5 protein-coding genes and 1 pseudogene are annotated in these 7,292 nt (G+C 73.6%); 4 read left to right on the forward strand and 2 right to left on the reverse strand.

The window, feature by feature from the left end; all coding sequences use genetic code 11:
• Positions 1-45: 45 nt before the first annotated feature.
• The gene (locus tag MXD58_RS15930; RefSeq protein WP_248840720.1) at positions 46-444 is read right to left on the reverse strand and encodes a hypothetical protein; all 399 of its coding nucleotides are present in this window, start codon (positions 442-444) and stop codon (positions 46-48) included.
• Between the two features lie 313 nt (positions 445-757).
• On the opposite strand from MXD58_RS15930, the gene MXD58_RS15935 reads away from it, so the two are divergent.
• From MXD58_RS15935 to MXD58_RS15950, 4 genes are all read left to right on the forward strand, one after another.
• Positions 758-2,644 carry a glycoside hydrolase family 15 protein gene (locus tag MXD58_RS15935; protein WP_248840721.1) on the forward strand — a complete coding sequence of 629 codons (1,887 nt, stop codon included), beginning with the start codon at positions 758-760 and terminating at the stop codon, positions 2,642-2,644.
• A 47-nt stretch (positions 2,645-2,691) separates the two neighbouring features.
• Complete coding sequence (locus tag MXD58_RS15940; RefSeq protein WP_248840722.1) at positions 2,692-3,975, forward strand: L-2-hydroxyglutarate oxidase; 1,284 nt, start codon at positions 2,692-2,694, stop codon at positions 3,973-3,975.
• Positions 3,976-4,109: 134 nt separating this feature from the next.
• Positions 4,110-5,381, forward strand: coding sequence for an aminotransferase class V-fold PLP-dependent enzyme (locus MXD58_RS15945; protein WP_248840723.1), 1,272 nt, complete (start codon positions 4,110-4,112; stop codon positions 5,379-5,381).
• Between the two features lie 266 nt (positions 5,382-5,647).
• Positions 5,648-6,340, forward strand: a complete 693-nt coding sequence (locus MXD58_RS15950) for a response regulator transcription factor (RefSeq protein ID WP_248840724.1) — start codon at positions 5,648-5,650, stop codon at positions 6,338-6,340.
• A gap of 326 nt (positions 6,341-6,666) precedes the next feature.
• Here MXD58_RS15950 and MXD58_RS15955 read toward each other — a convergent pair.
• Positions 6,667-7,292 (reverse strand): annotated as a pseudogene (locus tag MXD58_RS15955) (hypothetical protein); the annotation flags it as partial.

Consider the following 7,292-nt stretch of genomic DNA (forward strand, 5'->3'; position numbering starts at 1 on the left):
GGTGGCCCCGCCGGCCTGCGGGTCCGCACCGCCGGGCCGCTCGCGCTACTGGCCCTGGGTCTCCTGGCTCATGCCGACCACGCCGGGCTGGCGGCTGACGCACGCGTAGATCGCCGCGCGGTCCTGCGTGGACGCCTTCGCCACGTCGTAGCGCAGCGGGTACGCCCGGGTGATGGCGAGGTCGTTGCGGTCGGGGGGCAGCTGGATCGCCTGGCCCACGGACGGGCACGCGGCGCGGGCGGCGTCCTTCTCGGCCACGGTCGCCGCCGGGTCGAAATACACGACCGCCTGCTGCTGCGGCGGCGGTCCGCCGAGCGTCGCGAACACGCCGAACGCGATCAGCCCCACCGCCGCGAGGCTGATCAGGATCACCGCCAGGCGCCGGTGCGGGTCGGTCAAGTAACGCACTGCGGGCGCGGTGGCGGTGCGCCACGAACTAGACACTTTGTGATTCCTGTCACGTCAGGGAAGGAAATCTGGTCCGGCTAACGGGTGGACCACCCCGAAGTCCGGACCCCCAACGTAGCTGCCCACCGCAGTCCGTATGGTGAGTCCCTTTGTGAGGCCCAGTGCGCTGCGGCGCGGGTGTCCGGCCACCCGGAACACCGCCGACCGGTGGCGCCCACGCACGAGATCCGGCAGCGACACGACCTGCCGGCACCAGCACCAGCACCAGCCAGCACCAGCCAGCACCAGCACTCCCGACGACTGCACCTTCAGCGACATCAGCCCGCGGACCAGAAGCGAGGAACCGGCCGTGCCATCCCTGATCGAGGACTACGCCCTGATAGGCGACACCCATTCCGCGGCGCTCGTGTCGCGCACGGGTTCGATCGACTGGCTGTGCCTGCCCCGCTTCGACTCGCCGTCGTGCTTCGCCGCGCTGCTCGGCGATGACGACGACGGCCACTGGAAGATCGCGCCGGTCGAGCCGGTGCTGGGCGTCAGCCGCCGTTACCGCGGCGACACCCTGGTGCTGGAGACGGACATGACCACCGCCTCGGGCACCGTGCGCATCGTCGACGCGATGTTCCCGCACGCCGGCACCCACACCGTGCTGCGCCTCGTCGAGTGCCTCGAGGGCGCCGTGCGGATGCGCTCGGAGACCCGGTTCCGGTTCGACTACGGCTCGATCGTGCCGTGGGTGCGCCGCGTCGACGAGCACACGATGGCCGCCATCGCCGGGCCGGACGCCGTCACGCTGCGCACGACCGCCCCGATGGAGGGCCACGACATGGCGACCTACGCGGAGTTCCAGGTCGCCGCCGGCCAGTCCGTGCCGTTCTCGTTGACGTGGACGCCCTCGCACCAGACGCCGCCGCCGGCGCACGACGTCCGCCGCATGATCACCTTGACCGAGGCGTGGTGGTCGGACTGGATGGCCGGCTGCACCTACGACGGGCAGTGGCAGCCGGCGGTGCGCCGCTCACTGATCACGCTGAAGGCGCTGACGTACGCCCCGACCGGCGGCATCGTCGCCGCCGTCACCACCTCCCTGCCCGAACACATCGGCGGCGTGCGCAACTGGGACTACCGCTACTGCTGGCTGCGCGACGCCACGATCACCCTGCTCGCCCTGCTCGATGCCGGCTTCACCAGCGAGGCGACGGCCTGGCGGGAATGGCTGCTGCGGGCGGTGGCCGGCGACCCGTCCCGGGTCCAGATCATGTATGGCGTCGCCGGGGAGCGCCGGCTGCCCGAGTACGAGGTGCCGTGGCTGTCGGGCTACGAGAACTCCGCCCCGGTGCGGATCGGCAACGCCGCCGTCGACCAGTTCCAGCTCGACGTCTACGGCGAGGTCCTCGACGCCCTGCACGTCGCCCGGGTCGCCGTCGCCAACCGCCGGCACGCCGTCGGCGGACTGGTGCTGCCCGACGGGCAGACGATCGCCAGTGCCCAGGGCGACGACTCCTGGCCGCTGCAGACCAAGCTGATGGACTTCCTCGAGACCGGCTGGCGCAAGACCGACGAGGGCATCTGGGAGGTACGCGGCCCGCGCCGGCACTTCGTCCACTCCAAGGTGATGGCCTGGGTCGCGGCCGATCGGGCGGTGCGCGGCATCGTCGAGTCGGGCCTGCCCGGCCCGGTGGAGCGCTGGTCGGCGCTGCGCGACGAGATCCACACCGAGGTCTGCGCGCGGGGCTTCGACTCCGAGCGGGGCACCTTCACCCAGTACTACGGCTCCCAGGAGCTGGATGCGGCGCTGCTGTACATGCCGCTCGTCGGCTTCCTGCCGGCCACCGACCCGCGGGTGAAGGGCACCGTCGCCGCGATCGAGCGGGAGCTGATGGAGGACGGGTTCGTCCTGCGCTACCCGACCGCCGAGGACGGCGCGGTCGACGGCCTGCCCGCCGGCGAGGGCGCGTTCCTGGCCTGCACCTTCTGGCTCGCCGACAACTACGCCCTGTCCGGACGGGTCGAGGAGGCCCAGGAGCTGTTCGAGCGGCTGCTGGCGCTGCGCAACGACGTCGGCCTGCTCGCCGAGGAGTACGACCCGCGCCTGGGCCGGATGACGGGTAACTTCCCGCAGGCGTTCAGCCACGTCCCGTTGGTCAACACGGCCCGCACGCTCACCGACGCGCTGCGGGGCACGCCCCGCTCGCGGACCGACCGGGCGCACCCGCCCGGCCACTTCTTCGGCTGATCAGGCAGGTCCGGTAGCGTCGGCTCGACACAGGACAGGGGGCGGGTGTGGCAGGTCGCATCGCGGTGATCGGCGGGGGCATTCTCGGACTGGCGGTGGCGCGCCGGCTCGGACAGGTCGAGCCGGACGCGACGGTCACCGTCTTCGAGAAGGAGCCGGACGTCGCCCGGCACCAGACCGGCCGCAACAGCGGCGTCGTGCACGCCGGGCTGTACTACGTCCCCGGCTCGCTGAAGGCGACGCTGTGCCGGCGCGGCGTCGGCCTGCTGCGGGAGTTCTGCGACGCCCACGCCATCCGCTACGAGGAGTGCGGCAAGGTCGTCGTCGCCGTCGATGACAGCGAGCTGGAGCGCCTCGCCGCGATCGAGGCGCGGGCGCAGGCCAACGGGGTGCCGGGCACCCGGATGCTCGACGCGGCGGGGCTGCGCGAGATCGAGCCGCACGCCCGGGGCATCGCCGCGCTGCACTCCCCCACCACCGCGATCGTCGACTATCCCGGGGTGGCCAGGGCGCTGCGCGCGGAGATCGTCGCCGCCGGCGGCGCGGTGCGCACCAGCGCCGAGGTCGTCGGCGTCGACGAACGCCCCGACGGCGTGCACCTGCGCCTCACCGTCTCCGGCAGCGCGCACGCCCGGCCCAACGGCAACCACCAGATCGCTGCCCGCGACAGCGGCCGGGTCGCGGCCGTCACCGAGCGGGTCGGCCCGTTCGACCTGCTCATCGCCTGCGCGGGCCTGCAGTCCGACCTGGTCGCGACCCTCACCGGCGAGGACACCTCGCCGCAGATCGTGCCGTTCCGCGGCGACTACTGGCTGCTGCGCCCGCAGCGGCGCGAACTGGTCCGTGGGCTGATCTACCCGGTGCCCGACCCGCGCTACCCGTTCCTCGGCATCCACCTGACCAAGCGCATCGACGGGGAGATCCTCGTCGGCCCGAACGCCGTGCTCGCCACCGCCCGCGAGGGCTACACCGTCGGCACCCTGCACGCCGCGGACCTGCGCCGCACGCTGGCCTGGCCCGGGTTCCACAAGATGGCCCGCGCGCACTGGAAGACCGGCGCAAAGGAGGTCCTGCACACCGTCAGCAAGCGGGCGTTCGTCGCCGAGGCGCGGCGCTACGTCCCCGAGCTGCGCACCGCCGACGTCGTGCGCGGCCCGGCGGGCGTGCGCGCCCAGGCCGTCGCCCGCGACGGCAGCCTCGTCGACGACTTCGTCCTGTCCCACCACGGCCGGGTGGTGCACGTGCGCAACGCGCCGTCGCCGGGCGCCACCGCCTCCCTCGCCATCGCCGAGCACATCGTCGCCAAGGTCGTCCCCGACCGGGCCAGCTGACGCCGGGGCAGCGCGAGGGGCGGCCAGTCAGCGCTGCCCCTTGCGGCCCATCTGGAGTTCGAGGCGGTAGAGCTCGGGCACGGCGGTATCCGGGTTCCCGGGTAAGGTCCGGCGTCGGATGCGATCCTGAACCGGTGACCGAAGCGTCCGGGTGGCCAGCCTTCGACCGTGCGCCCGGCGGGGCAGGCGGTGAGGTCACCGGCGAGCACCTCGGCCGGGGCTGGCGGGCGGCTCGAGCCCGCAGCGCGGTGACGCATCTCGACGCCGCCGGGGCGGCCCGGCCCAGCGCGGCGACGGTCGCGGCGCAGGTGGAGTTCCTGCGGGCGGAGGCCGAGCTCGGCGCCTACGTCGCGGAACTCGCGGTGGCGGACGTCCTGGCCGCGGCCCGCTCGACGCTCGCCGGGCTGCTCGGGCCCGACCTGGCCGGCGACGACGTCGTCTTCCACTCCTCCGCAAGTGGCGCGTTCGCTGCGCTACTGGCCGCCTGGCCGCTTCCCGAGCGGGCGCGGGTCGCCATGGTGCCGAGCGAGTACGGGTCGAACCGGCTCGTGCTGGAGGCACGCGCCGCCCTGGCCGGCGTCGACCTGCTGGACCTGCCGGTGGACGAGCAGGGGGTCGTGGACCTCGCCGTCCTCGACCGGGCCGGGATCAGCAGCGCCGGGGCTGGCCGTCCGCTCGGCCTCGACGAGGTTGATCTCGTCGTGTTCCCGCATGTACCCAGCCAGCGCGGCTTCGTCCAACCGGCCGCCGGCATCGGCCGCCGCTGCGCGGCCGCCGGCGTGCCCCTCGTCGTCGACGTCGCCCAGTCCCTGGGCCAGGTGGACACCACCGGCATCCAGGCCAGCGCGTATGTGGGGACGTCGCGCAAATGGCTGTGTGGGCCGCGGGGCGTCGGGTTCGTAGCGCTGCGCGCGGGTGTCGCCGAGCGGCTGGGAGTCGCCGTGCCCAGCCTGTACAGCGCCCGAAGCGATCAGGGGGGACCGCCGCTCCCGCTGCCGGGCGCGGCGCGGATCAGCGTCGGCGAGGCGTCCGTCGTCGCCCGCGTCGGCCTGGCCCACGCCCTCACCGAGCTCGTCGAGTCCGGGCCGCGGCTCGTGTTCGACCGGATCGCCGCGCTGGCCGCGCATGGCCGGCGGGTGCTCGACGGAGCCGGTGGCTGGCGCGTGCGGGACCGGCCCGACTCGGCGAGCGGGATCATCACCCTGCGGCCACCCGAGGGTGTCGACCCGGTCGCCGTACGCGACCGTCTGTATCGGGACGAACAGGTTCTCACCAGTGCCATCCCGCCGACCCGGTCCCGTGACCTGCGCGGACCACTACTGCGCGCCAGCGCCCACGCCTACAACGAACCGGGCGACCTCGACCGCCTCGCACGCGCGCTGGCCGCAGACACCGGTCGGGCCTGACCGCACAGGGCCCGCGCGGCTTCGCCACGGAAAGCGAGGGTCACGGGCGCAATGTTTCATCCTGGTTGCGCACAGGGGAACCTGCACGTGACCGCTGGTAGGGATCTGCTGAAATGGTGGGCGTCGCACGGGCGGGATCGCCCGGTCCGCCCGGCGCGACGGGATGGGAACGCCCCCACGTTCACATCCGCGGGCACCGATGCCCGTACGGCCTCAGCGGGGTTCGCCGCCGCGGCCGCTCCTGCGGGAGAAACGACTGGACCAGCATGAGCACTCAGGACCTCGCAACGCCTCCGGCCACCATCACCGTCGCGGCGGTGGATGACCACCCGATCGTGCTCCGCGGGCTCGTGGACATGCTGCACGGCGTCACCGACTTCGATCTCGTCGACACGGTGGCGTCCATCGACGCGCTGCTCGCCGGCCCCGGCGCGCGGGCCCGGGTGGTGCTGCTCGACCTCGACCTCGGCGACGAGTCGAACCCGTCCGAGAACATCCGCCGGTTGCTGTCCGGCGACCGGTCCGTCGTCGTCTTCAGCGCCGCTGCGGAGCCGCCCACCGTGCGGGACGCGATGCGGGCCGGCGCTTCCGGCTTCGTGCCCAAGACGGACGACGTGGCGGACCTGGCCACCGCGATCCGGGCGGCGGCGGCCGGCACCGGCTGGGTGTCCCCGCAGCTCGCTTTCCTGCTGCTGACCGATGACGCGCCGGACCGCCCCGGCCTGTCCCCGCAGGAGACCGAGGCGTTGCGGCTCTACGCGACGGGCATGCCGCTGAAGACCGTCGCCCGCAAGATGAATCTGTCGCCGGAGACCGCGAAGCAGTACATCGACCGGGTCCGGCAGAAGTACCGCCGGGTGGGGCGGGACGCCGCGACGAAGATCGACCTGTACAAGCGGGCGCTGGAGGACGGCCACCTCGACCCCGACGACGAGGGCGGAGACAGGCCCGCACCCTGATCCGCCGCGCGGAGCCGCCTGGGCCCGCGCCGCGTCTCGCCAGCACCAGAGCAACGTTGAGGTGGGCGCCGGCACCCCCATGCCGACGCCCACGGTGTGACCCACACCGGCTCCCCGTTGCCGGTGCGCGCCCTCGCGTCACCCCCCGTGTGACGTGAGGGCGCGCGACCTACGCCAAGGACGGAAACAGCTCAGCACGTCCCCCGACCGTACTTCGCTGTTCCCCCCGTATGCCCTTGACCTCGTTCATCGTGCCCGATGGTGGCCTCTGTCGTCATGACCCCGAATCCACCGAAGCGGGCGTCCCCCCGATGGGGGTCACCCCCCTACCCGAACGGGCTAGCGGGTGGGTGGCCCACCGGCCGGTCCGGGTCCGCTGTCGCCGCCGGGCCGCCAGCATCGTCCGGACGACCGCCCGCCGGGTGAGCGCCAGCGGGGCCGCCCGGGTCCGAACGGGGCACCAGGCGCGCGGCGAACCCGGCCGCGAACACCATGGCACCGCAGCCGACCACCAGCCACAGCCCGGGCCCGACCGAGACGTCCGTCTCCAGAGCGCTGTCGGCGAACGGGCCGTCCCGGTAGAGGTGGACAAGGTCGATGACGGCGGTGAGCAGCACCATCAGCCCCGTCATCAGCGCCAGCGCGCGGCCCCACTCCCGTCGCCCGCCGGCGAGGAGCAACCCGGCGACGACGGCGAGGATCCCCAGCACGACGGTCAGCCGGCCGTGCTGATCGGGATCGGTGCCACGGACGGTGAACTCCACGAAGCCGTAGGCCCGCACGGTCGCCCAGCGCATTCCCGACGCCACGATCACCCCGATGCCGGCGCAGACCGCGGCCGGCCCCGCGAGCCACCCGCCCAGCCTGCGCCACGTCCATGCCCGCGAGTCCACGGCAGGCGCCGCGCACCCGGTGGCGCCGATCGCGGCCGACTGCCAGGGCGACCCGGGGA

The sequence above is a fragment of the Frankia sp. AgKG'84/4 genome (assembly GCF_023242965.2).
In the GTDB taxonomy this organism is placed as follows: domain Bacteria; phylum Actinomycetota; class Actinomycetes; order Frankiales; family Frankiaceae; genus Frankia.